The sequence below is a fragment of the Serratia sp. FGI94 genome, from assembly GCF_000330865.1.
Lineage (GTDB): Bacteria > Pseudomonadota > Gammaproteobacteria > Enterobacterales > Enterobacteriaceae > Serratia_B > Serratia_B rubidaea.
Window position 1 is genome coordinate 1,812,550 of record NC_020064.1, and the last position, 24,109, is coordinate 1,836,658.

Annotated in this window: 17 protein-coding genes; 9 read left to right on the top strand and 8 right to left on the bottom strand. The window is 61.5% G+C overall.

From position 1 onward, the window contains the following. Positions 1-7 precede the first annotated feature (7 nt). Both D781_RS08275 and hpxK read left to right on the top strand, forming a co-directional pair. Positions 8-1,249, top strand: coding sequence for an alanine--glyoxylate aminotransferase family protein (locus D781_RS08275; RefSeq protein WP_015671859.1), 1,242 nt, complete (start codon positions 8-10; stop codon positions 1,247-1,249). Continuing rightward, positions 1,246-2,508 (top strand): allantoate amidohydrolase, encoded by a 1,263-nt coding sequence (gene hpxK / locus D781_RS08280; RefSeq protein WP_015671860.1) that lies wholly within the window; start codon positions 1,246-1,248, stop codon positions 2,506-2,508. The genes D781_RS08275 and hpxK overlap by 4 nt, the downstream gene beginning before the upstream one ends. Positions 2,509-2,541: 33 nt before the next feature. Here hpxK and D781_RS08285 read toward each other — a convergent pair whose 3' ends face one another. The 5 genes from D781_RS08285 to D781_RS08305 all read right to left on the bottom strand — a co-directional run bounded on the left by D781_RS08285 (position 2,542) and on the right by D781_RS08305 (position 9,536). After that, positions 2,542-3,840, bottom strand: coding sequence for a cytochrome c (locus tag D781_RS08285; RefSeq protein WP_015671861.1), 1,299 nt, complete (start codon positions 3,838-3,840; stop codon positions 2,542-2,544). Between the two features lie 23 nt (positions 3,841-3,863). Continuing rightward, complete coding sequence (locus D781_RS08290) at positions 3,864-6,116, bottom strand: molybdopterin cofactor-binding domain-containing protein (RefSeq protein WP_015671862.1); 2,253 nt, start codon at positions 6,114-6,116, stop codon at positions 3,864-3,866. After that, positions 6,116-6,589 (bottom strand): (2Fe-2S)-binding protein, encoded by a 474-nt coding sequence (locus D781_RS08295; protein ID WP_015671863.1) that lies wholly within the window; start codon positions 6,587-6,589, stop codon positions 6,116-6,118. The genes D781_RS08290 and D781_RS08295 overlap by 1 nt, the downstream gene beginning before the upstream one ends. Positions 6,590-6,823: 234 nt before the next feature. Further along, positions 6,824-7,357: a GDYXXLXY domain-containing protein gene (locus tag D781_RS08300; protein ID WP_015671864.1), complete on the bottom strand. Its 534-nt coding sequence runs from the start codon at positions 7,355-7,357 to the stop codon at positions 6,824-6,826. Next, on the bottom strand, positions 7,347-9,536 hold the full coding sequence (locus D781_RS08305) for a DUF2157 domain-containing protein (RefSeq protein ID WP_015671865.1): 2,190 nt from the start codon (positions 9,534-9,536) through the stop codon (positions 7,347-7,349). The genes D781_RS08300 and D781_RS08305 overlap by 11 nt, the downstream gene beginning before the upstream one ends. Before the next feature lie 261 nt (positions 9,537-9,797). On the opposite strand from D781_RS08305, the gene D781_RS08310 reads away from it, so the two are divergent. The 5 genes from D781_RS08310 to lpxO all read left to right on the top strand — a co-directional run bounded on the left by D781_RS08310 (position 9,798) and on the right by lpxO (position 18,483). Further along, positions 9,798-10,547 carry an A24 family peptidase gene (locus D781_RS08310; protein ID WP_015671866.1) on the top strand — a complete coding sequence of 250 codons (750 nt, stop codon included), beginning with the start codon at positions 9,798-9,800 and terminating at the stop codon, positions 10,545-10,547. Between the two features lie 899 nt (positions 10,548-11,446). After that, positions 11,447-13,723: an AAA family ATPase gene (locus tag D781_RS08315; protein ID WP_015671867.1), complete on the top strand. Its 2,277-nt coding sequence runs from the start codon at positions 11,447-11,449 to the stop codon at positions 13,721-13,723. Between the two features lie 127 nt (positions 13,724-13,850). Then, complete coding sequence (pqqU, locus tag D781_RS08320) at positions 13,851-16,001, top strand: TonB-dependent receptor PqqU (RefSeq protein WP_015671868.1); 2,151 nt, start codon at positions 13,851-13,853, stop codon at positions 15,999-16,001. A 562-nt stretch (positions 16,002-16,563) separates the two neighbouring features. After that, complete coding sequence (gene phoH / locus D781_RS08325; RefSeq protein WP_015671869.1) at positions 16,564-17,352, top strand: phosphate starvation-inducible protein PhoH; 789 nt, start codon at positions 16,564-16,566, stop codon at positions 17,350-17,352. 228 nt (positions 17,353-17,580) lie between these two features. Further along, positions 17,581-18,483: a lipid A hydroxylase LpxO gene (lpxO, locus tag D781_RS08330; RefSeq protein WP_015671870.1), complete on the top strand. Its 903-nt coding sequence runs from the start codon at positions 17,581-17,583 to the stop codon at positions 18,481-18,483. 63 nt (positions 18,484-18,546) lie between these two features. On the opposite strand, the gene chaA is transcribed toward lpxO, so the two are convergent. Then, positions 18,547-19,647, bottom strand: coding sequence for a sodium-potassium/proton antiporter ChaA (chaA, locus tag D781_RS08335; RefSeq protein WP_015671871.1), 1,101 nt, complete (start codon positions 19,645-19,647; stop codon positions 18,547-18,549). 314 nt (positions 19,648-19,961) lie between these two features. Next, positions 19,962-20,780, bottom strand: a complete 819-nt coding sequence (locus D781_RS08340; RefSeq protein ID WP_015671872.1) for a siderophore-interacting protein — start codon at positions 20,778-20,780, stop codon at positions 19,962-19,964. A gap of 474 nt (positions 20,781-21,254) precedes the next feature. On the opposite strand from D781_RS08340, the gene D781_RS08345 reads away from it, so the two are divergent. Both D781_RS08345 and cbl read left to right on the top strand, forming a co-directional pair. After that, a complete protein-coding gene (locus D781_RS08345) occupies positions 21,255-21,932 on the top strand; it encodes a gamma-glutamylcyclotransferase (RefSeq protein ID WP_015671873.1) in 678 nt (225 codons plus the stop codon). Positions 21,933-22,185: 253 nt separating this feature from the next. Beyond that, positions 22,186-23,139 (top strand): HTH-type transcriptional regulator Cbl, encoded by a 954-nt coding sequence (gene cbl / locus D781_RS08350; RefSeq protein WP_041411764.1) that lies wholly within the window; start codon positions 22,186-22,188, stop codon positions 23,137-23,139. Positions 23,140-23,194: 55 nt separating this feature from the next. On the opposite strand, the gene D781_RS08355 is transcribed toward cbl, so the two are convergent. Continuing rightward, complete coding sequence (locus D781_RS08355; RefSeq protein ID WP_015671875.1) at positions 23,195-23,986, bottom strand: DNA/RNA non-specific endonuclease; 792 nt, start codon at positions 23,984-23,986, stop codon at positions 23,195-23,197. Positions 23,987-24,109: the final 123 nt, after the last annotated feature.

The following is a 24,109-nucleotide window of genomic DNA, read 5'->3' on the forward strand; positions in this document are numbered from 1 at the left end:
AAACACGATGGCTACCGCTCAATATCCGCAAATCAACCCGCCGCAACGCCTGCTGATGGGGCCGGGACCGATCAACGCCGACCCGCGCGTGCTGCGCGCCATGGCGAGCCAGCTGATTGGCCAGTACGATCCGGCGATGACCCACTATATGAATGAGGTGATGGCGCTGTACCGCGGCGTGTTCCGCACCGAAAACCGCTGGACGATGCTGGTCGACGGCACCTCGCGCGCCGGGATCGAAGCGCTGCTGGTGTCGGCCATCCGTCCCGGCGATAAAGTGCTGGTGCCGGTGTTCGGTCGTTTCGGCCATCTGCTGTGTGAAATCGCCCGCCGCTGCCGCGCCGAGGTGCACACCATCGAGGTGCCGTGGGGCGAGGTGTTTACGCCGGATCAGATTGAGGATGCCATCAAACGCGTGCGGCCGCGCCTGCTGCTGACGGTGCAGGGCGATACCTCCACCACCATGCTGCAGCCTCTGGCGGAGCTGGGAGCCATCTGCCGCCGCTACGACGTGCTGTTCTATACCGACGCCACCGCGTCGCTGGCGGGCAATGCGCTGGAGTGTGACGCCTGGGGGCTGGATGCGGTGTCGGCCGGGATGCAGAAATGCCTGGGCGGCCCGTCCGGCACCTCGCCGATCACCCTCAGCGCGCGCATGGAGGCGGAGATCCGCCGCCGCAAGTGCGTCGAGGCGGGGATCCGCACCGCGGCGCATCAGGACGGCGAGGAGGAGATGATCTACTCCAACTACTTTGATCTGGGCATGGTGATGGATTACTGGGGGCCGGAGCGGCTGAACCACCATACCGAGGCCACCTCGGCGTTGTTTGCCGCCCGCGAGTGCGCCCGCCTGATTCTGGAGGAGGGGCTGGATAACGGCATCGCCCGCCACAAGCTGCACGGCGATGCGCTGCTGAAGGGGGTACAGGCGATGGGGCTGGAGACCTTCGGCGACCTGCGCCACAAGATGAATAACGTGCTGGGGGTGGTGATCCCGACGGGGATTGACGGCGACCGGGTGCGTCAGCTGCTGCTTAACGACTTCGGCATCGAGATCGGCACCTCCTTCGGGCCGCTGCACGGCAAGGTGTGGCGCATCGGCACCATGGGCTATAACGCGCGCAAAGACTGCGTGATGACCACCCTGAGCGCGCTGGAGTCGGTGCTGAACCACCTGAAGTTCGCCACCACTCAGGGCGCGGCGCTGCAGGCGGCGTGGGATCACTACGGCAGCGGGGATGCGGCATGAGTGAAACGCTAAGTCCGCAGGCGGCGAGCGAGCAGGCCGCCGCCCGCGTTATGGCGCGCGCCGACCAGCTGGCGGCGCTCAGCGAAACGCCGGACGGCCTGACGCGCGTCTACCTGTCGCCGCAGCATCTGCAGGCCAACCGGCTGGTGGGCAGCTGGATGGCGGAGGCGGGCATGCAGGTGCGGCAGGATGCGGTCGGCAATATCTGCGGGCGCTACGAGGGCGAACGGCCCGGCGCGCCGGCGCTGCTGCTCGGTTCGCACCTGGACACGGTGCGTAACGCCGGGCGCTACGACGGCATGCTGGGGGTGCTGACGGCGATCGAAGTGGTGCAGGCGCTGCAGCAGCAGGGGCGGCGTCTGCCGCTGGCGCTGGAGGTGGTCGGCTTTGGCGACGAAGAGGGCACGCGTTTCGGCATTACGCTGCTCGGCAGCCGCGGCCTGACCGGCAGTTGGCCGCAGACGTGGCTGGCGCAGACCGACGCGCAGGGCGTCAGCGTGGCGCAGGCGATGCGTGACGCCGGGCTGGATCCGGCGCAGATCCATCAGGCGGCGCGCGCCGCCGATGAGATTGCCGCCTATCTGGAGCTGCATATTGAACAAGGCCCCTGCCTGGAGCAGGCGGGGCTGGCGTTGGGGGTGGTGCAGGCGATCAACGGCGCGCGCCGCCTCAACTGCCGCTTTACCGGCGAGGCCGGCCATGCGGGTACGGTGCCGATGCAGCACCGTAAAGACGCGCTGGCCGCCGCCGCCGAGTGGATGGTGTTTGTCGAGCGCACCGCCGGCCGGCAGGGCGGCAACCTGGTGGCCACGGTCGGCGACGTGCAGTGCGCGCCCGGCGCGGTGAACGTTATCCCCGGCGAGGTCAGGCTGTCGCTGGATATTCGCGGGCCGCAGGATGCGCCGCTGGCGGCGCTGCTGCAGACGCTGCTGGCCGAGGCCGAGGCGATCGCCGGGCGGCGTCGGCTGCAGTTTGACGCGCAGGAGTATTACCACATCGGCGCCACGCCGTGCGACGCGCGGCTGCAGACGGCGCTGGAGCAGGCGGTGCAGCAGGTGCAGGGGCGGTCGCTGTCGCTGCCGAGCGGCGCGGGGCATGACGCCATCGCCATGGCGGAACGCTGGCCGGTCGGCATGCTGTTTGTGCGCTGCAAGGGGGGCGTCAGCCATCACCCGGCGGAAGCGGTGACGACGCAGGATGTGGCGCTGGCGATTGCCGCCTACCGTCAGGTGGTGACGGATCTGGCGCAGGGAAAGTAACGTCCCGGCCCGCAGCGGGCCGGGAACGGCGGCTTACTGCGCGCTGCGCAGCGCGGTGACGCGCTGTTGCAGATCCGGCCAGGCGGCTTTGCCCGCCTGCTCGGTGCGCAGGTAGTTCAGCAGCACGGCGATTTGCCGGTCGCTGAGGTGGTTGGCGAACGGCGGCATGGTGCCGAGCGCCGGCGTGGCGGGGACGGCGATGCCGTTCAGCACCACGCGGATGGCGTTGTCGGGGCTGGCGTCGTTCAGGTTGCTGTTGAGCGCCAGCGCCGGACGCACCCCGGCCAGCTGCGGCCCTTCCGACTGCGCATGGCAGGCCATGCAGGCGCCGGAATAGAGGCGTGCGCCTTCCGAAGCCAGCGTTTTCGCCTGCGTTTCGCGCTGCAGCAGGCGCTGTTTCAGCGCGGCCGCCTCGTCGTCCGGCTGCGGCGGGGTGAACGAGGCCAGATAGACGGCCATCGCCCGCAGATCGTCCTCCGGCAGCTGTGACAGTCCCTCATTCACCACCGGCCCCATCGGACCGGCGGCCACGCCGTGGTTGGCGGCGTAGCCGCTGCGCATAAAGCTCAGCAGATCGGCGTAATTCCAGCTAATCGGCGCGTTGGAGTGCGCGGTCAGCGCCGGCGCGCTCCAGCCTTCGGCGACGCCGCCGGACAGGTGCGCCTTGCCGCCCTGTTCGGCAAACAGGATATTGCGTGGTGAGTGGCAGGCGCTGCAGTGGCCTAACCCTTCGGTCAGGTAGGCGCCGCGGTTCCAGACCGCGTCGTGCGCCGGATCGGGCTGCATGGCGCCGGGCCGCAGCGCCAGCCAGTTCCAGGCGGCGATCCCCTGACGGATATTGAACGGGAAGTTCAAATCCGTTTTCGGCGGCTGGTAGCGCACCGGCGGCTGCGACATCAGCCAGGCGTACAGCGCCTGCAGATCCTCATCGCTGGTGCGGGTGAAGGAGGTGTAAGGGAACGCCGGGTACAGGTAGTGACCTTCGCGATCGACGCCGTGCCGCATGGCGCGTTCAAAGGCCGGGTAGCTCCAACTGCCGATGCCGGTTTCGCGGTCCGGCGTGATATTGGTGGAATAGAGGGTGCCGAACGGGATCTCCATCGCCAGACCGCCGGTGTTGCGCACGCCGCCGGGGCGGGTATGACAAACCGCGCAGTCGCCGAGGGCGGCCAGCTTGGCGCCGCGGGCGATCTGCTCGGCACTGAAGATCTGGTGGTCCGCCTCGCTCAGCGGGGCGATGGCCGGCTGCCAGCTGGCGATGCCGGCGCCGATCAGGGCGACGGCGACCGCCGCGGCGCTCCAGCCGAGAATTTTTTTACGGTTACTCTTCATGGTGGTTTCCTTGCCGTCGGGCGTCAGTGAGCGGAGGTTAAGGCCTGCAGAATGCGTTCAGGGGTGAACGGCACTTCCCGCAGGCGGACGCCCAGCGCGTCAAACAGCGCGTTGCCGATGGCGGCGGCGCTGGGCACCGAGGCGGACTCGCCGGCGCCCATCGGCGGCCGATCGGGGTTATCCAGCAATTGCACATCGACGTCCGGCAGCTCGTCAAAACGCAGGATCGGGTAGCCGCCCCATTCCAGCGAGGTGGTGCCCGCAGCGTCAAAGGTGGCGAACTCCTTCAGCACGCGGCTGGTGGACTGGATCACGTTGCCGTGCACCTGATGGCGCACCCCGGCCGGGTTGACGATGCGGCCGCAGTCATGGGCGACGAACACCTTCTTCACTTTTATCTGCCCGGTGCGGCGGCTGACCATTAAGTCGCACACCCAGGCGGCCCAGGCGGCGCCGAAGCCGGGGAATTTACTGTGAAAATAACGGGCGTAGGCAAAGCCGCGGCCGCTGACCCACTCCTGCGAGGCGGGCGCCGGATGACGGTGCGCGCGCCCGGGCCGCCAGCCGGCCTGCTTTTTCAGCGCTTCGATCAGCGTCAGCGCGCGCGGATCGTCGAGATAGCGCAGACGGTAGGCGATGGGATCGTCGTCCGCCAGGTAGGCCAACTCATCGATCCAGGATTCATGGGCGAACACGTTCGGCAGCGCCGACACGCCGCGCATCCAGGAGGCGCGCACGATCGGCGCGGCGTCCTGCGCCACGACGCGCATATGCGGGTAGCGATACTGCGGGATGGCGGTGCGGTCGCCCATTTGCTGCACGTCGGCCTGATTGGCAACCTTGCCGCTCAGCACCAGTGCCAGCGTCACGGCGTTGTTGGAGGGGTAGCAGGTTTTAAAATCATAGGCGGCTACCTGACGGGCGGCGTCCAGCCCGCCGCGTACCCGGATAAGCTGGGCGGTGCCTTTCGGCTCCCAGCCGTTTTCCTGTTCGCGCATCAGTTGCACCCGCACCGGTTTGCCTACTGCCTGCGACAGCAGCGCGGCGTCGGCGCACACGTCGTCGGCGCCGTTGCGGCCATAGCAGCCGGAAGCTTCCAACCGCTGGATATGCACCTGCTCTTCCGTCAGATCCAGCAGTTTGGCGATGTCTTTGCGCAGGTCGTGCGGGTTCTGGCTGCCTGACCAGATCTCCGCCTGGCCGCTGCGTACGTCGGCGACCGCGCAAGAGGGGCCGATGGAGGCGTGCAGATGGAAAGGCCACAGATAATCGGCGTTAACCGGCGTGGGCAGCGCGCTGATAATTTGTTCGATCTCGGCGTCGTCCTGCAGCATGCGGTCCTGCTTCGGGTGCGCCGCCAGCGTATCGTGCAGTCCGGCGGCCAGATCGGGCAGCCCCTGCCAGTCGCGCCAGGTGACCTGCAGCTGGTTCATCGCCGCGATCGCCTGCTCTTCGCGCTCGGCGACCACGCCGATAAAATCGTTAATCACCACCAGTTTGACGATGCCCGGCAGATGGGCGATGGAGGCGGCGTCCACGGCCACCAGCGCCTTGCCCAGCGGCGCGCTGCTGTCGGCGCCGGCATAGGGTGGGCGGATCACCCGGCCGTGCAGCATACCCGGCACGCGCACGTCGTGGACGTAGCTCAGGCCGCCGGTGACCTTGGCGGGGATATCCACGCGCGCTACGGGCCGGCCGACATAGCGGCTTTGGGCCGGCGTCTTCAGCGGCGCCGCGCTGTTCAGCGGCAGATGCAGATCCTGGCCGCGCGCCAGTTCGCCGTAGCTCAGACGACGTGCGCGGTTGGCGCGCTCAAACACATAGCCGTTTTCGGTTGCCAGCCGGCTCTCCGGCAGGTTGAACGCCCGCGCCGCCAGCTGCAGCAGATGCTGACGCACCTGCGCCGCCGCCTGACGCAGCGGTATCGAGGTGACCTGAATGGTGGCGCTGGCGATGGTCGGCCCCTGATTCGGCGTGCGGCGGGTGTCGCCGAGGATCAGGGTGACGGCGGCCAGATCGACGTCCAGCTCGTCGGCGACGAGTTGGCTGAGGGCGGTTTTCACCCCGGTGCCGAGATCGACGTGGCCGTTAAAGGCGGTGACCTGGCCGTCGGCGGACAGCGCAATAAAACTGTCGACGCGGTCCGGCGGCGGCGAGGCCGGGCGTCCGGCCGGCGCGGTCGCCAGGGCGTCGAAGGACAGGGGCAACAGGCTGCTGACCATCACCAGCCCGCCGGCCTGCAGTAAACGGCGGCGGGTTATTTCAAGGCTGTTCATCACGCGTTACCCCGCTCGGCCACAATCTGTTTGGCGCGCTGCGCCGCCCGCAGGATCTCAATATGCGTGCCGCAGCGGCAGAGGTTGAACGCCAGCTCCTGCTTGATGGTCTGCTCGTCGGCCTGCGGATCGCGTTCAAACAGCGCCACCAGCGTCATGATCATGCCGTTGGTGCAGTAACCGCACTGGGCCGCCTGTTCATCAATAAAGCCTTGCTGCACCGGGTGCAGATGCTCGGCGTCGCCGATGCCTTCCAGCGTGGTAACTGATTTACCGACGACGCTGGCGGCGTTGACGGAGCAGGAGCGGGCGGCGACGCCGTCAATCAGCACGGTGCAGGCGCCGCATTCACCGAGGCCGCAGCCGTATTTCGGGCCGTTCAGCGCCAGATCGTTGCGCAGGATGTAAAGCAGGGGGGTATCTCGGAGACTGTCGTCGAGCGGTATCATCCGTCCGTTAATTTGGATGTTCATTGGGTATTTTCCTGGTCAATAAAAATGCCGGCATCACTGCCGGCCAGGGCAAAAAATGCGCTGAGTTTATCGAGTTGTATGCTTTTGAGATAATACGTTAACTAATCGTTAATTAACTTGACGATTTGTGGGGAATTGACCGGAAAAGAAGGGATATTAAGGCGTATTTTATTGGCGGTGTTTATATGTTAGGCCCGCGGCTGACGGGGCGTCGGCCGCGGGAGAGGGATGGGCTTATGGCAGAATGCGCCGGTCGTCGGCATCGCGCAGATAGGTCAGCAGCGCGCTGCCGTCCTGTGCGACGCGGAACTCGCCGTAACGCGCGCGGGCGAACCTGTCGGCGTGCCCTTCCTGGAAAAAGTAGCTTGGCGTGCCGATCTGCAGCCCGCTGGCGGACAGGTGATACTGCATCAGAATCTGTTGTGGCTTCAGCGGTTCTCCGCGATAAAAGCGCGCGCTGACCGCGTGCTGCTGCGCATCCAGTTCAATCACCAGCTGTCCGCGGGACGCCGGCGTCTGACAGTCACCGGCCCGGCAGGCTTGCCGTTGCTGGCGCATCTGCGTCCGCAGCGGCGCGGCCAGCGCATAGTCCAGCGCCATATAGTCGCCCTGCATCAGCGAGCGCGGGTCGACCGGCGCCAGCTGCAGGATGGCCACGCGGCCCTGTGTGAGCTGCTGCTCTTTTTGGTAAATCGACAGGTTAACCAGCAGCAGCGCTGCCAGCACCAGCGCGCCGGTCAGCCATTTGATCACGGAATTAGTCTGCATGGTCGCCTCCCTGCGTCTGCCACTGTTTGACCCACAGCGCCAGCAGCAACAGCACGCTGCCGCTGAGCATCAGCAGCAGCGCTTTGTGCCGCAGCGTGATGCCAAGGAAATAATACCAGTCGGCAAGGTAGAGCAGCAGATAGGCGCCCGCCGTCGCCAGCAGCGAGCGGCTGCCCAGATAGCGCGCGGTGAGCAGCAGCAGCAGCCCCAGTCCCAGCCCGGGTGAGAACAGGGCGATAACGCCGCAGAACAGGGCGGCGGGCAGGTAAACCGGCGTCGCGTCGGCGGCGGTGCGCCGGGTATAGGCCAGCGCGCTGCCGACCAGTCCGACGGCGATGCCGAGGCCCAGCATGGTCGCTAGCATAGTGTGGCCGGCAGAGGGACCGAAAATATCGCTCAGCAGGCCGCGGTGGATGGCGGCCAGACACAGTGCCATCAGCCCGGCGGGAATGCCGTAGCGCAACGCGTTGCCGTCCGTGGACGGCTGCGCAGCGCTGCGGATAACCTGCTGTAGCCAGCCGGCCAGCAGCAGTGCGACCAGCAGCGCCGTCAGGCCGATAGCCAGCGTCGGCGGCAGATAGCGGCCGCTGAAGTAGCCCAGCGACTGCACCAGCAGGAAGACTCCGACGCAGACCGCCATCAGACGATACAGCGCGTTCGGCATCGCCCATGCCATCACCGCCAGCACCGGCAGGAAACACAGCGCGCTCAGCATCATGCTGAAGTGCGCATAATTGTCGCCGAGCAGCAAAATCGCCAGGTAAAAGCCGCAGGTGGCGGCGATGGCCCAGGCCAGCCCGATCTGCTGCTGGCCGAGCGTCGGCTTACGCAGCAGCAGGGCGGCCGGCACCGCCAGCAAGGCAGAATAGAATGCCAGCGACACGCCGTTGAGCGATTCGAGCAGGCCGATCACATACAGCACCAGAGCGAGCAACGTCAGGATAATCATCGCCGCCAGCCAGCCGCCCAGCGTCAGCGCGAGGCGTAAATACCACGGCAGCCGTGCGGAATGGTCGAAGTTTGCCACGGCCGCCGCCTGCCTGTCGTTCAGCAACCGGCGCTGCTGCAGCGCCTGCAGCAGTGCGCCGACTTCATCCAGCGCGATGTCCGGCGCCTGCTGCGGGTACATTTCACGCCGCCAGTGCAGCAGACGCGCGCCGCACAGCGCCAGCCACAGCGCCATCAGGCTGCAGATCAAAAACAGATTGCCGACATCCCAGGAAAGATGCAGCAGCTGCAGAATCACCACGCAGCCCACCACCATCAGACTGCTCATGCCGAGCGTCAGCATGCACAGATCCGGTCGGTGGTGGCGGTAAACACCGTAGCCGATTAATAGCAACAGCGCCCAGGGCACGATAATCAGACGCTCATCCGCGTTGCTCCAGTCCAGCACCGTGGCGGCCACCCAGACGGTGAGGGTCAGCAGCAGATAGCCGGCCAGGATGCGCGACGGCCAGCGTTTGGCCAGCCATGACGTCGGCTGCCGGCGGGAGGCGTAGTCCGCCAGCGCCTCGCGCACCATCAGGCACAGCAGCTGGGCGGCGAAGTAGGCGTACAGCAGGCCGTTGCCCGACCAGGGGAAAGGCTGCCAGGCGTCGTCGCCCATCAGCAGCAGCGCCTGGTTGGCGTAATAGAACTGAAAGGCCAGGTTGGCGACCGCCCAGGTGCAGATCCACAGGCCGTTCTGCCGCCCCAGCAGCGCCAGCGGCAGCAGTATCAGCGTCCAGGCGCGGAATAGCTCCCAGCTGTCGGCGCCGGTCTGGTAAGTCTGCCCGTACAGCGCCAGCAACCCGCCGAAGCTCAGGCCGATGGCCAGCAGCGCCATGCGCGCCAGCGTCTGTCGCCAGCGCCACCAGACGACGACCGTCAGCGCCAGGATCCCGCCCTCCACCAGGGCGAATTTGGCCATTTTGGGCATCGCTGCCCAGTTCCAGGCGATAAAGAAAATACCGCCGCTGACCAGCGCCAGCAGGCCGAGCAGCGTCAGCGCGGCCAGCAGAAAACGACGCCAGGCGGGGCGATCCGGCCGCACGCCGCAGTACAGCAGGATCTGTTGATAGGCAGAGGCGGACAGCCCGTCGCCGTCCGGCGATGAGCGCTGCAGCGCGCCGAGCGTGCGGCACACGTGTGCTGCCGCGCCGGAAGGCATGCGGGCAGGGTGATACGACGAATCCATACAGACTTCCTTGCCGTGGTGATATTGATCCGGCGGGGCGCAGGCCCGGCCGCGGTCGGTTAACAATGCGCTGCAGATACCGGGCACGCAGCGCTGCGTTGAACTACCAGTTTACCTGATTAATCACTATTGTGTGGCCGGCGTCAGCGTCGGGGCTAGGATATTTGCCGCAAAAGATGCGCCTGAGCTGAGTTGTCTCCGTACCGGCGGCGGGGAAAATGCGGCAGCATGGCAGGCAGGATGATTGACGGGAGATAACAGATGAACGCCTTGATGCGCCTGGTCGATGCCTACCCGGCATGTTGGCTAGGGTTACTGATGCTGGCGGGGTGGTCCGTCGGCAGCCTGCTTCACCGCGTGGCGCTGCAGCTGCCGCCGCTGCTGGAGCGCCGCTGGCGTCGCGCCGCGCAGCGGCAGCTGAACCTGCCGGCGACGGATGGGGATGCAACAAAATGGCAGGCGCTGTTTACGCGTGCGCCGGCGAACCGCTACCCGTCGGCGGCGCTGGCGCTGCTATTTCTGCTGGCGGGGATGCGGCTGCCGCCGGGGTTGCCGCTGTTGGCGCTGCTGCTGTTTTGCTCGCTGGTGTTAACGCTGGCACTGGTTGATTTCAACACCATGCTGCTGCCGGATGCGTTGACGCTGCCTCTGCTGTGGCTGGGCCTGCTGTGCAACCTGAACGGCTGGTTTGTACCGCTGGATCAGGCGGTTATCGGCGCTGTTGCCGGCTATGTCGGGCTGTGGGCGCTGTTTTGGCTGTTCAGGCTTGGCAGCGGCAAAGAGGCGCTGGGCTATGGCGACTTTAAACTGACGGCGGCGCTGGGCGCCTGGTGCGGCTGGCAAAGCCTGCCAAACCTGCTGCTGCTGGCGGCAGGCGGCGGCCTGGCGTATATGCTGTTACGGCGTAGCTGGAATAAAGACGGCACACCGCAGCCGCAAGCGTTTGGCCCCTGGTTGGCAATCAGTGGCGTGGCGAACCTCCTGTTTTTTGTAGCGCCAATAAATTATTAACGCATTATCGATAATGCGTATTAGCCATAATTATAGAAAAAACGGATTTATATAATTCGTGTATTTTGTGAGGGAATATATAATGTTTTTTTTAGTTTTCAGCTGGCAATAAAAACGCATAATGATGGCTGGTGGAAAAATGGGAATGTTCTCATTCGGCATTTTTTTCTGCGCCCGTTAATGTTTATTACCACCTTGACACAAGCTCTTGGCGCCTGTCACCATGCGCCCTGCCTGCTGCCGTGTGGGAAAATTCTTAATAATCAGAATACTGATGCCTGCGGTTAAAATGGCGGTTGTGAAATACTTGCTTACATATTTTCAATTCCTTTCATATGTCATAGCTTTTTAAACTTGTGTCTATAGGTATTTGTCTGAATTGTCTTCTGCGCGCGGGCTGAAACAATTTTCCGATATTCATAATTTTTATGAAAGCTTTATCGGTGCTATCACCGGCGTGCAAAAATAAATAATGTATTTGGGCGAGCGCCGTTTTGGCGTAATAAGTCAGTTTGCACTCAGGCTGACGAGTTTATCAGATACAGAATTGGGGAAATACGCCCATGTTGTACGGTTTATTGCCAGAGGTGATTGGCTTGATGCATCCGCTTTATCTCAGGATGGCTTTCTGTTCGCCAGGGCGCCGCGTGCGGCCGAGTGTACGGCGTCGAGCAGGCGTTGGGCCGCTGTTACTCTTCATGTCTCCTACCCACGCAAAACTTCAGACCGCAGACGCTGGGCCTATCGGGTCAGGCAACCGTTCGGCCTGCGATGTCTTGGGTTAAGCCGCGGGAAGCGCCGCTTAACCATACAGAGAGTACCCCATGGAATGGGATTTACGCGAACAAAACGCGCTGGTAAGGGGGTCTGGCCGGCGTCAGCAAACAAGGAAGAACATTATGACAACGCATTTAGCCTATTGGCTGAGTCACTTGAGCCCCGACGGCATGCGGACGGCTGCCGGGACGCTGTTGAGTCTGGATGATATGCCGCTGAAGTGTGCGCCGCCTTGGCCGGAGGAGCCGGCGGGCGATGATCAGATCTGCGGTTTTTCGTCCATGCAGTCACCTTTTGCCAGGATTACGGATATGACGGAATGTGAGTTCTCAGCGCTGTTGGATCAATTCACCCTGGATATCACCGCGAAAGCGCAGGCCAGACAGCTCGATCCGGTATTGGGGCGTGACGCCGAGCTGCGGCAGATCGTGGATGTGCTTTCTCGCCGGCGTAAAAATAATCCGATCCTGGTTGGTGAGCCGGGCGTCGGGAAAAGTGCGCTGGTGGAGGGGTTGGCGCAGCGTATTGTGGAAGGCAATGTGCCGGATGGCCTGAAAAATATGCGTATCTGCAGGCTGGATTTGGCGCAGCTGCAGGCGGGGAGCAGTGACCGTAGCGCTTTTGTGGCGCGGCTGTTGCAGGTGGGTGACGCCATACGCCGTTCACCGGTGCCGCTACTGTTGCTGCTTGACGAGGCGTACGCGCCGCTGGGTCTCGGCGAGTCGGTCGGCAGTGAGGAGGTGCTCAAGGTATTGAAGCCGGCGCTGATGCGCGGGGAACTGCGCCTGATTATTACCGCTAACCGGCAGGAGTACCAGCAGCATGTAGAGTGGGACACGGTGCTGGGGCACTGCTTGCAGAAGGTTTGCGTCGATGAACCGGATGACGAGACCGCCTGCCTGATGCTGCGGGCGCTCAAGGAGCGCTATGCCCAGCACCACGGCGTCTATATCCAGGACTCGGCGCTGAAGGCGGCGGTGGTGCTGTCGCGTCGCTATCTGTGCGGCCGTCAGTTGCCCGACAAGGCGGTGGATCTGTTGGATATTGCTAGCGCCCGGGTGCGGATGAGCCTGGAAATTGAGCCCGAGCCATTAATGCAGATACGTGCGGAGTTGGCGGCGCTGGCGATGGAGCAACAGGCGCTTGAACAGGATGAGGCGCAGAGTGATGAGGTCGACCCGGCGCGGCTGGCGGATATCTGTGACCGCTGCCAGTGGCTGCAGCAGCAGCGGGTCAGTCTGGAGCAGCAGCTGCAGCAGGAGCGGGAGCTGGCACGGCGGTTGCTGAGCGCCCGACAGGCGGAGCGCGACGATGAATGCGCGGCGTTGCAGCAGCAATTGGCGGCGCTGCAGGCGTCCGTTCCTCTGCTGTCGCTGGATGTGGACGCCCGCATGGTCGCAACGGTTATTGCCGACTGGCGCGGCATCGCGCTGAGCAGTTTGTTAAAGAATGAGCGCAGCTGTTTGCTGCAGCTTGAGCAGCGCCTGACCGAGCAGGTTATTGGACAGGAATCGGCGATGGGCGCGTTGGCGCAGCGGTTGTATACCGCCTCAATGCAGTTGCGGCTAGAGAATGGGCCGCTGGGGGTATTTTTGCTGCTGGGGCCGGCCGGCGTCGGCAAAATGGCGAGCGCGCGGGCGTTGGCCGAGAACCTGTTTGCGGACGACGCCTCACTGCTGACCCTGAATATGGCGGAGTATCAGGAAGCGTGCGCGGTGAAGCATCTGATCGGCGGGCATGGTGAGCAGGCGGAAGAGGAGGGGACACTAACCGAAGCGGTGCGCCTGCGTCCGTATAGCGTGGTGCTGCTGGAAGAGGTGGAAAAGGCGCATGGCGAGGTGCAGAAGCTGCTCTGCCGGCTGTTTGAACGCGGCTCGCTGCGCGATGGCAAAGGGCGGCTGATTGATTTTCACCATACGGTGTTCCTGATGAGCAGCGATCTGGGGCGTGAGCGATTGCTGCAGCAGCTGGACACGCAGCCCGACGCGACGGACGCCGAGCTAAACGCCGTGCTGCAGCCGATCCTGCGCGCACGCTTTCAGCCGGCGCTGCTGGCTCAGGCGCAGGCGCTGATCTACCGTCCGCTGGACGTCGATGCGCTGCGGCGGATTGTCGCCAGCAGGCTGCAGCAGATTATGCAGCGGCTGCGGCAGCGTTACGATCTGCGCTGCGTGGTCGACGACAGCCTGAGCGATGCGCTGGTGTCGGTCGGTCTGCAGGCGGAGGGCGGCGTGCGCCATATCGACAGCGTGCTGAATCAGCAAATTTTGCCGACGGTTTCCCGCCAGCTGCTGCAGCGGTTGGAGGAGCATCGTAAGCCGCAGCTGTTGCAGTTGGCTTACGACCCGCGGCAGGGCGTGGTGCTGAATTTTGACGTCGGTAGCGGCTATCAGTGCTGAGGCGCCGGCGTCGGCAGAAAATAGCGGGATCCAGACGATTTGTGCACTGCTTGCGGCAATATTCGTATATATTGCCGCTTGCGTCTAATTGTTACGGCTTACTTCTATTTTTAACGGCATCAAGTTTATGAAACCTATATCCGGGAATACCTGCGCCGCTGCGGTGGTGCTGCTGCCTGTTTTATGGCCGGCGCTTGCCGGCGCGGCGCCAGGCGCTGACGGCGAGGCGACCGTGGTGGTCACCGCCAAACGCAGCGGCCTGTCTGAACTGAGTACGCCGGCGGCGGTCAGCGTGGTTAACGGTGAGCAGCTGCGCGACGCCAAACCGCAGATCAACCTGTCGGAGAGCCTTGGCGTGGTGCCCGGGCTGCAGGTGCAAAACCGCCAGAATTACGCGCAGGATCTGCAGCTGTCGGTGCGCGGTTTTGGCGCACGCTCCACTTACGGCGTGCGCGGCGTGCGGATTTATGTCGATGGCATTCCGGCTACCATGCCGGACGGACAGGGGCAAACCTCGAATATCGATCTGGCGTCGGCGGATAAAGTGGAAGTGCTGCGCGGACCGTTTTCCGCGCTGTATGGCAACGCCTCGGGCGGGGTGGTCAACGTTGAAACGCAGACTGGCCGTCAGCCGAACCGCGTGGAGGCGGGCATGTACGCCGGCAGCTATGGTTCCTGGCGTTACGGCGTCAAAGCCAGCGGCGCCACCGGCGACGGCAGCCAGGCCGGCGACGTCAACTACGCGGTGTCCGCGACGCGCTTTACCACCGAAGGCTTCCGCGACCACAGCGGCGCGCGTAAGAATCTGGGCAACGCTAAACTGGGCGTGCGGCTGGATGACGCCAGCACCCTGACGCTGCTGTTTAACAGCGTCGATATCAATGCCGACGATCCCGGCGGTCTGACGCGGGCGGAGTGGCAGGATAACCCGCGCCAGTCGCCGCGCGCCGAACAGTTCAACACGCGCAAGACCGTGTCGCAGACCCAGGGCGGCCTGCACTATCAGCGCCAGTTTGGCGACAGCGACGATCTGAGCGTGATGATGTACGCCGGCGAGCGGGAAACCACCCAGTATCAGTCGATCCCAGTATTTGTTCAGCAGCGCAGCCCCCAGCAGCCCGGCGGTGTGATTGTGCTGGCGCGCCATTATCAGGGCGTCGATACGCGCTGGACCCACCGCGGCGCGATCGCCGCCGTGCCCTATACCCTGACTGGCGGCCTGAACTATGAAACCATGACGGAAAAGCGCAAGGGCTATGAAAACTTTGCCGAGGTGAACGGCGAACAGCAGCTGGGCGTGAAGGGCAATCTGCGTCGTGACGAGCGTAACCTGATGTGGAACCTTGACCCGTATCTGCAAACTTCCTGGCAGCTGACGCCGCGCCTGACGCTGGACGCCGGCGTGCGCTTCAGCACCGTCAATTTTGACTCCAACGACCACTTTATTACCGCCGGCAACGGTGACGACAGCGGCAACGCCCGCTATCATCAGTGGCTGCCTGCCGGCGCGCTGCGCTATGCGCTGGCGGATGGCTGGAACATCTACGCCGCCGCCGGACGCGGCTTTGAGACGCCAACCATCAACGAACTCTCTTACCGGCCGGACGGCAGCGCCGGCATGAACTTCGATCTGCAGCCGGCCGTTAGCGATACGCTGGAAGTGGGCAGTAAGACGCGCATCGGCAACGGGCTGCTGACCGCGGCGCTGTTCCAGACCGACACCCGCAATGAGATTGTTACCGCTGACAACAATAATGGGCGCAGTAGCTACAAAAACGCCGGTCAGACGCGGCGTCGTGGCCTTGAGTTGGCGCTGGATCAGCAGTTTGGTGAGGCATGGCAGTTAAATATGGCCTGGACGCTGCTGGACGCGCGCTATCGCGACGATATTTGCGGCGACGTTGCCTGTTCGGCGGAAAAGTTTATCGGCCGCGGCAACCGCATTCCGGGCATCGCCCGCAATATGGGCTACGCCTCGCTGGCGTGGGCGCCGGAGCAGGGCTGGTATGCCGGCGCCGAGGTGCGCTATATGAGCGATATTCAGGTCAATGACGCCAACAGCGCCCAGGCGCCGTCCTACACCACCGTCGGGCTGAACAGCGGCTACCGCTATCCGCTGGGCAACTGGCTGGTTAACGTTTTTGGCCGGGTTGATAACCTGTTTGACCGCGATTACGTAGGATCGGTGATTGTTAATGAGGGCAACGGACGTTTCTATGAGCCGGCGCCGGGACGCAATTGGGGCGGCGGCATCAGCGTTGCCTATTCGTTCGAATAATAACCAACGGCATGCCGGCGCGCCCGGCATGCTATATTAATGTGCCAGTTCAAAAAATAAGCGAGCAGCGCGTAGGAAAGTAAAAAAATAAATTTTTTTACATTTAAGCAACGCAGACTGGCGCATTGTCATTATACTGTAATCATCTGGCGGTAGTTTTCACACGGTGCACAGCCCGAGGCTGTAAATAACACTGCGGGGATCGCTAATGGTAAAGTCCTGGTTGGGGCTACAAAGAAAAAATAACACCACCTCCCTGATTTCTCGTTGTAACGAGGGTTCTCTCTCCGACTCTCTTTTTCTCACCACTTTCTACACTGTCACGCGCAACGCCATACTCGCTGATTCCGTTTATTTCGTCTCTTCGTCCGGTGGATCTCGGCGTAATAACGCAGCCGCAGGTTTACTTTATCCATTGGCTTGTCCCCAGGTTTTGCGGAACGTCGTCCGCAACGCCGAGGTATATATTGGCTTGAAGGAGGCCAGAACCTAATACGTGTGTGAAACATTCATCGCGCGTGAATAACGCTGCGGTAGGTGAAACAAACTGTAAGGTGCCACTATGGGAAGACAGAAAGCAGTGATCAAAGCACGTCGTGAAGCGAAACGCGTAATTCGTCGTGACGCTCGCAGTCATCGCCAGCTGGAAGAAGAAAGCGTGACTTCGCTGGTGCAAATGGGTGGCGTTGAGTCTATCGGCATGGCGCGGGATAAGCGCGATAGCTCACCCATCGAGGCGCGAACCGAGGCTCAGGGTCATTATTTGTTAGCCATAGAAAATAAACAGTTGGTGTTTGCCACCGGTGAAGCCGGGTGCGGCAAAACTTTTATCAGCGCGGCGAAAGCGGCGGAAGCGCTGATTCATAAAGAAGTGGATCGTATTATCGTCACCCGTCCGGTGCTGCAGGCGGATGAAGATCTCGGCTTCCTGCCGGGGGATATTTCCGAGAAGTTTGCCCCTTATTTCCGCCCGGTCTATGACATTCTGCAGCGCCGGCTGGGATCGTCCTTCCTGCAATATTGTCTGCGGCCGGAAATCGGCAAGGTCGAAATTGCGCCTTTTGCCTATATGCGCGGGCGGACGTTTGAAAACGCGGTGGTGATTCTGGACGAAGCGCAGAATGTCACCACCAGCCAGATGAAAATGTTCCTCACCCGCCTGGGGGAGAACGTGACGGTGATCGTCAACGGCGATATCACCCAGTGCGACTTGCCGCGCGGGGTGGAATCGGGCCTGAACGATGCGCTGCAGCGTTTCGAGGAAGACGAAATGGTCGGCATTATTCGCTTTGATAAACAGGACTGCGTACGTTCCGCACTGTGTCAGCGTACGCTGCACGCTTACAGTTAACCTTCCGTAAAACCCGTGTGAAAAGGCCGCTCTGCGGCCTTTTTTATTGCCGGCATGCTATCTGCGCTTTGTTGACTTTTTGTGTAAGTTTTTGTGGTTTATTGTATAGAAAATCATTTCTACACTGTTGATGATCGGTTGCTGTAACCCCCGCCGCACGGCGGGGCGCTGGGTCCTGCGCCTGCCTGGCTCAGGGATGACTATGTATGATTATCCTGATGAAAAACAATGAAATATATCGTTTTAATTCTGTTTATTTTATGCGTGGTTTATGTGCACTATCGCGGTCGGGTGCGTTACGGCTTCTGGCGCCAGCTGGCTGACCATTCGACCTTCACCGCGCCGCTGAACGTCTTTATGTATCTCTTTTCCCGCGTGCCTACCACGCCGTATCTGCCGCAGGCGCAGTTCCCGGAATTACAGGCGCTGCGCGACAACTGGCAGGTGATTCGCGACGAAGGGCGCCAGCTGATGGCGATCCGGCAGATCAAGGCGTCCGATACCTATAACGATGCGGGATTTAACTCCTTTTTTAAAACCGGCTGGAAGCGCTTTTATCTGAAATGGTATGAGGACAGCCATCCTTCGGCAATGACGCTGTGCCCGCAGACCACCGCGCTGCTGCGCACGCTGCCGTCGGTCAAGGCGGCGATGTTTGCCGAACTGCCGGACGGCAGCCGCCTGCCGCGTCACCGCGACCCGTATGCCGGTTCGCTGCGCTATCATCTGGGGCTGATTACGCCGAATGACGATCGCTGCTTTATCGAGGTGGACGGTGAACGCTACAGCTGGCGCGACGGCGAGGACGTGCTGTTTGACGAGACCTATCTGCACTATGCGGAGAACCAAAGCGGGCAGAACCGCCTGATTCTGTTCTGCGATATTGAACGGCCGATGCGCTACCGTTGGACGCAGCGGGTGAACCACTGGTTGGGACGCCATCTGCTGAGCGCCGCCACCGCGCCGAATGAAGAAGGCGACCGTACCGGCGGCGTGAATAAGATCTTCAAGTATATTTACGCCGTCCGCCGGGTGGGGAAACGGCTGAAGGCCTGGAATAAAACGGTGTATTACATTATCAAATGGCTGCTGTTCGGCGGTATCGCCGTGGGGATTTTCTGCGTCCTGTAGCCGGCGGAAAACAAAAGGGCTGAACCCAGGTTCAGCCCTTTTTTCATGCCGCTGCCGCCCGGATCAGGCGAAGATGGTCAGCATATAGGCGGCGAACAGCGCCAGGTGGGCGGTGCCGTTCAGCACGTTGGTGCGGCCGGTGGAGAAGGAGATCTGGCACAGGATCAGCACCGTCAGCATCACCACCATATGCGGCGCCTGCAGGCCGAAGATCAGCGTCTGGCCGGTCAGCGTGGCGATAATGGTTACCGCCGGCACCGTCAGGGAAATGGTCGCCAGCACCGAACCGAAGAACAGGTTCATGGCGCGCTGCACCTGGTTGTTCAGCACCGCGCGCAGGGCGCCCAGGCCTTCCGGCGACAGGATCAGCAGCGCCACCAGGAAGCCGGTGAACTGAGCCGGCGCGTTCACTTTGGTCAGCAGGCCTTCCAGCGGGCCGGCGTTGAATTTGGTCACCGCGATTACCGCCACCAGGTGCACCACCAGCCAGGCGGCGTGCCACAGGCTGCTGTGGGAGGACGGCTTGCCGTGGTGCGGGTCGCCATCGTCGTCTTCATGTTCGTAGACAAACAGATTTTGGTGCGTTTTGGTCTGAATCAGCAGGAAAACGCCGTACATGGCGGCGGAAATCATCGCGACCAGCAGTGACTGACCGGTGCTGAAGTTGCCGCCCGGCAGGGCGCTGGGCAGCACCAGCACGATCACCGCCAGCGGGAAAATCGCCATCAGATACTGTTTGATGCCGCCGAGGTTGACGTACTGAGTGGCGAACTTGCGCCCGCCCAGCAGCAGGGCGACGCCCACCAGCCCGGCGGTGACGATCATAATGATGGAATACAGAGTGTCGCGCATCAGGGCCGGCGCGGCGTCGCCGGTGGCCATCAGTGCGGAGATCAGGCTGACCTCCAGGATCACCACCGACAGGCTGAGGATCAGCGAGCCGTAGGGTTCGCCCAGGCGGTGGGCCAGCACGTCGGCATGGCGCACGACGCTGAAGGCGCTGCTCAGAATACCGAACAGCGCAAGAATATTGATGCCGACGATCAACGGAAAGTTACTGGTGCCGCTCCACAGGTTCAGGACAACCAGTGCAGCGATAGGGAAAATCAGGGAATATTCGGTATGGCGGGATTTAGATCGGCCAGGATCGTGTTGCGACTTCATGAATGGTACGTCTCCTTTCTCGAACTGCAGGTTCCCGGTTGAGCGCTAATCGCCTGTATAACCGACGATTTCACGTATCGCGGAGGATACTTAATCATAGGATATGCTGACTGGATTGCACCCTGGGAATGGTGATGTTGTGGCGTTATGAGCAAGAAAAAACTTGCTTTATGTGACATAGAGTAACAAAAAAACCGCAGGGGATGCGGTTTTTTTTACTTACTTTTACGCAGCTAAGCGATTTTTTATCATTAACCCGTTAAAAAAATCAGTTAATGCCAAATTTCTTCGCGAATACACGCAGCTTGCGTCGATCAGGAATCAATATTGTCCATGATTTCATGGCGCGTCTCATGATAACCCTCTTCATTTAGCCCCTCACGCCAGTAAGGCACCGCATAAAGCTGATTACGCTCACATTGACGTTCACGACGCAGGTAGCGGCGCAGCGTGACCACCAGCTGGTCCTCGCCGGCCAGCCAGAAGTGCGTACGGCCGGCGGGCAGCGGCTGCGCGCAAAACTGGGTGACCAGCTCCGCGGTTTTGTCGGTGCCGCCGATAATCCAGCTCAGTTCAAAACCGGCCGGCTTGCGCAGATCGAGGGCATCGGCGCTGCTGTCGACGCGGATAAAGGCGTGTCCTTCGCTGCGCGCCGGCAGGTTTTCCAGCAGGGCGGCGATGGCCGGCAGCGATGAGGGATCGCCCGCCAGACAGTAAAAGTCGGCGTCCGGCAGCATCGGTTTTGGCCCGCCGGGGTTGCTGATGCCGATTTTGTCGCCGGCTTTGGCGTGGCGGGCGAAGCTGACCGCCGGACCGTTATGATCGTGCATGGCGAATTCGATGTCGATTTCCCGCAGCTCCGGGCGAATGGCGCGTACGGAGTAGGTGCGCACCAGCGGGCGTACGGCGTCCGCCGCCCAGACCGGGCCGTTTTCCGTCAGGCGCGGCAGGTCAGGCTGGCTTTGCCCGGCGCGCGGCAGAAAGACTTTGATATGCGCCGCGGCGGCGTTGGCCGGGTAGTACTGTAAATCGTCGGCATAAAACGTGATGCGACGCAGGTGCGGCGTTACGTCCTCAACGCGGGCAACGCTGATTAAATAGGGGGCGCGGGTACGGGGTGCTTCGGTAGTCACGGCGTTCTCCTGTTGTCGTTGTGGCGGCAGTATACCATGTCGGTTGATAATGAGAATCGTTGCCAATTAAAGGCGCACCGTTTGCCAATGTCGCGGTTTATCTCCCGGCTAATATTGTGGTTATTTTCTCCGGTTGGGGTGAGCCAATATATAAGGTTTATATGTCCGGCTGACAAAGAGGGAAATATTATTGCTGCTGGGTACAAATACTTTTGCCGGTTAAAAAGCGCCGGAGACTTGATTGCCGCTGCGGAAAAGAATAGTGTCATCATTAGGCGGTTAAATAGTGAACTAATAAAATTCCGTATATACCCGTCATACTTCAAGTGACAGGCGCGTTGGCTGCATGAATCAGTTACCGGAGTAAGTTCAGCGGGATTCTGCCGGTACCTTGAAGTATTAGGCTACAGAGAGTGATAGGTTTAAATCAGTGGTGATGGGAAGCAGCGACGCTGCTACCCGGGAGGTTGATCGGTGTTAACGCGAGATTTTCTGCAGCAGGCAGATTGCAAAACGGCATTTGGTGCCATTGAAGAGACGCTGTTGCTGACGCCGGAGCAGCGGGCGGCGTCGCTGGCGAGTACACTGGCGCAGCGGCCGGACCGCGGCCCGGTTTGGGTCTTTGGCTACGGCTCGCTGATGTGGAACCCGATTTTTGAAGCGGAAGAAGTGCAGCCCGCCACCCTGCAGGGTTGGCACCGGGCGTTCTGCCTGCGCCTGACCGCCGGGCGCGGCACCCAGCACCAGCCTGGTCGCATGCTGGCGCTGAAAGCTGGCGGACAGACCCGCGGCCTGGCCTTTCGCCTGCCGCAGGCGCAGCTGGAAGACGAGCTGGCGCTGCTGTGGAAACGCGAAATGGTGACCGGCTGTTACCTGCCGATCTGGTGCGAGCTGACGCTGGACGGCGGCCGGCGCATCACCGCGCTGGCGTTTGTGATGGACGCGCAGCATCCGCTGTTTGAGGAAGATACCTGCCATCAGGTGGTGACGCCGCTGATCGCCAGCGCCAGCGGCCCGCTGGGCAGCAACGCCCAGTATCTGTTTGCGCTCGACCGCGAATTGAGAAACCACGGCATGCATGATGACGCTATCGGCGAGCTGGCCAGCAGCGTGCGCCAATGGCTGCAGCAGCATGCGCCGCTTACCGGCTAAAGCGCGATGGTTATACCCAATCCCTCTATTTAATAACCGTCAGCAAGGGCGGGAAATAAACCGCTCTTGTTTTGTGGTTATTCATCTTATTGTTTTTATTTGATTTTAATTCCTAGCGCGCTGAGCGTAGGCATAATGCGACGCCTGGGCGACGTCTTATCGTGAAAAAGCATAACTAAAGGCTATTTTTTATTTGTGAGCCTGCCATCGTCCCCGTATCAATATTAGGAAATTGTGCGCAATGGGGGACAGGATGAATTTCCAACAATTAAAAATTATTCGGGAATCGGCCCGTCGTAATTACAATCTGACCGAAGTAGCCAATACCTTATTTACTTCGCAGTCGGGGGTCAGCCGACATATTCGCGAACTGGAAGAAGAGCTGGGCATCGAAATATTTATTCGCCGCGGTAAACGCCTGCTGGGGATGACTGAACCCGGCAAAGAGCTGCTGGTGGTGGCCGAGCGCATTCTGAACGATGCCAACAATATTCGCCGGCTGGCGGATGTGTTCAGCAGCAATGACGACGGGCAGCTGCATATTGCCACCACCCATACTCAGGCGCGTTACAGTCTGCCGCGGGTGATTAAGGAGTTCCGCGCCCTGTATCCGCGGGTGCGAGTGGTGCTCAATCAGGGCACGCCGGAGGAGATTGCCGCCATGCTGGCTTCTGGGGAGGCGGATATCGGCATCGCCAGCGAGCGGCTGATCAACGACGACGCGCTGGCGGCGTTTCCTTACTATCGCTGGCACCATGCGATTCTGGTGCCAGAAAACCACCCGCTGACGCAGGCCGGGCCGCTGACGCTGGAGCAGCTGAGCACCCAGCCGTTGATCACTTACCGGCAGGGCATTACCGGGCGGTCGCGCCTGGATGCGGCCTTTAAGGCCGCGGGGTTGACGCCAGACATTGCCCTCAGCGCGCAGGACTCCGACGTGATTAAAACCTATGTGGAGCTGGGATTGGGCGTGGGGGTGCTGGCCGATATGTCGTACGAGAAGGAGCGTGACCGCGGACTGGTCAGCCTGAATGCTGAACACCTGTTCGAGCCGAATACCGTCTGGCTGGGGCTGAAACGCAGCCAGCTGCAGCGTAATTACGCCTGGCGCTTTATTCAGCTGTGCAATCCGACGCTGACGCTGACGGAAATTAAAGAAAAGGTGTTTTCCGCACAGCTTGAAGCAGCGATCGATTACCAGATTTAGCCGATTGGTCAGTCAGGCGGGGAGCGTTGTCCCCGCCTGGGTCGTACAGTGATTCTTAGTTTTGGCAGCCCATCAGCTCGGGTAATACGCCCGGTTTACTCTTCAGTTTATCTTGTACCGCATCCGGCAGGCCGGCCCACAGAATCAGGCCGCTGCGCTTTTCCACCTCGTTGACGGTGGTGCGGAACTGGCAGAAGTCGGCGTCACGCGGGGTATCTTGATCAAAGATAAAGGCGGCGTAGTGGTTTACCTCCGGACTGCTGTTGATAAAAATCACCTTCCAGTAGCCGCTGGGAATAGTGTGCGGCTTGCTGGTGCCCGGCAGTTTGCCGATCTCGCGCTCATACAGCGGACCGGTAACGGTATACACCGAACTGACGTCGGCGCGGGCGATAAGTTTACGCTCCTGATCTTCCAGCGCCGCCCAGGATCCTTGGTTCAGCGCGGATTTTTGCGGCGTGATGTTGGAAAGATAGTTCAGCGATTCCCAGTCCGACACGTTCGCCAGCGAGGCCAGCGGCGCCTGATGGCCGCGGTCCACCTGCAGGGCGGCATTGGCGCCGGTGTAGTCGGCAGGAGCCAGGGTATCCTGCGGATCCAGCACCGGGTCGGTTTTCCAGCTGCGGGTTTTACCGCTGGCCAGCGTATCTTTGGTGATGTGGTAAGCCACCCAGTTGGCGAACTTGGTGCTGCTGTTGTTATTCAGCGTGTAGGCGTGGCGGACAATCGATACGTTGGTGCTGCCGCCGGTGGGACAGCCGACGGCGCAGTTGTCGATCGACTCGACGGCGAAGCTCTGTGCGCTGACGAGCAGGGCCAGCAGGGAGAAAAGCTGTTTCAAACGCATGGTGGTATCCTCAATAAGTTAGAAAACACTGTATTTATTTACAGTATTTTTAACCTATCGCAGCGTTATGAATACAACAATGCAACACATTGATATTGGTGATGTGTTGTGGGGGATACATAA

Bases quoted from the DNA above. Each gene is read 5' to 3' on its own strand.
- D781_RS08305 (WP_015671865.1), bottom strand. From the start codon at position 9,536: ATGGATTCGTCGTATCACCCTGCCCGCATGCCTTCCGGCGCGGCAGCA.
- cbl (WP_041411764.1), top strand. From the start codon at position 22,186: ATGAATTTCCAACAATTAAAAATTATTCGGGAATCGGCCCGTCGTAAT.
- lpxO (WP_015671870.1), top strand. From the start codon at position 17,581: ATGAAATATATCGTTTTAATTCTGTTTATTTTATGCGTGGTTTATGTG.
- chaA (WP_015671871.1), bottom strand. From the start codon at position 19,647: ATGAAGTCGCAACACGATCCTGGCCGATCTAAATCCCGCCATACCGAA.
- phoH (WP_015671869.1), top strand. From the start codon at position 16,564: ATGGGAAGACAGAAAGCAGTGATCAAAGCACGTCGTGAAGCGAAACGC.
- D781_RS08290 (WP_015671862.1), bottom strand. From the start codon at position 6,116: ATGAACAGCCTTGAAATAACCCGCCGCCGTTTACTGCAGGCCGGCGGG.
- D781_RS08355 (WP_015671875.1), bottom strand. From the start codon at position 23,986: ATGCGTTTGAAACAGCTTTTCTCCCTGCTGGCCCTGCTCGTCAGCGCA.
- hpxK (WP_015671860.1), top strand. From the start codon at position 1,246: ATGAGTGAAACGCTAAGTCCGCAGGCGGCGAGCGAGCAGGCCGCCGCC.
- D781_RS08295 (WP_015671863.1), bottom strand. From the start codon at position 6,589: ATGAACATCCAAATTAACGGACGGATGATACCGCTCGACGACAGTCTC.
- D781_RS08300 (WP_015671864.1), bottom strand. From the start codon at position 7,357: ATGCAGACTAATTCCGTGATCAAATGGCTGACCGGCGCGCTGGTGCTG.
- D781_RS08310 (WP_015671866.1), top strand. From the start codon at position 9,798: ATGAACGCCTTGATGCGCCTGGTCGATGCCTACCCGGCATGTTGGCTA.
- D781_RS08275 (WP_015671859.1), top strand. From the start codon at position 8: ATGGCTACCGCTCAATATCCGCAAATCAACCCGCCGCAACGCCTGCTG.
- pqqU (WP_015671868.1), top strand. From the start codon at position 13,851: ATGAAACCTATATCCGGGAATACCTGCGCCGCTGCGGTGGTGCTGCTG.
- D781_RS08315 (WP_015671867.1), top strand. From the start codon at position 11,447: ATGACAACGCATTTAGCCTATTGGCTGAGTCACTTGAGCCCCGACGGC.
- D781_RS08285 (WP_015671861.1), bottom strand. From the start codon at position 3,840: ATGAAGAGTAACCGTAAAAAAATTCTCGGCTGGAGCGCCGCGGCGGTC.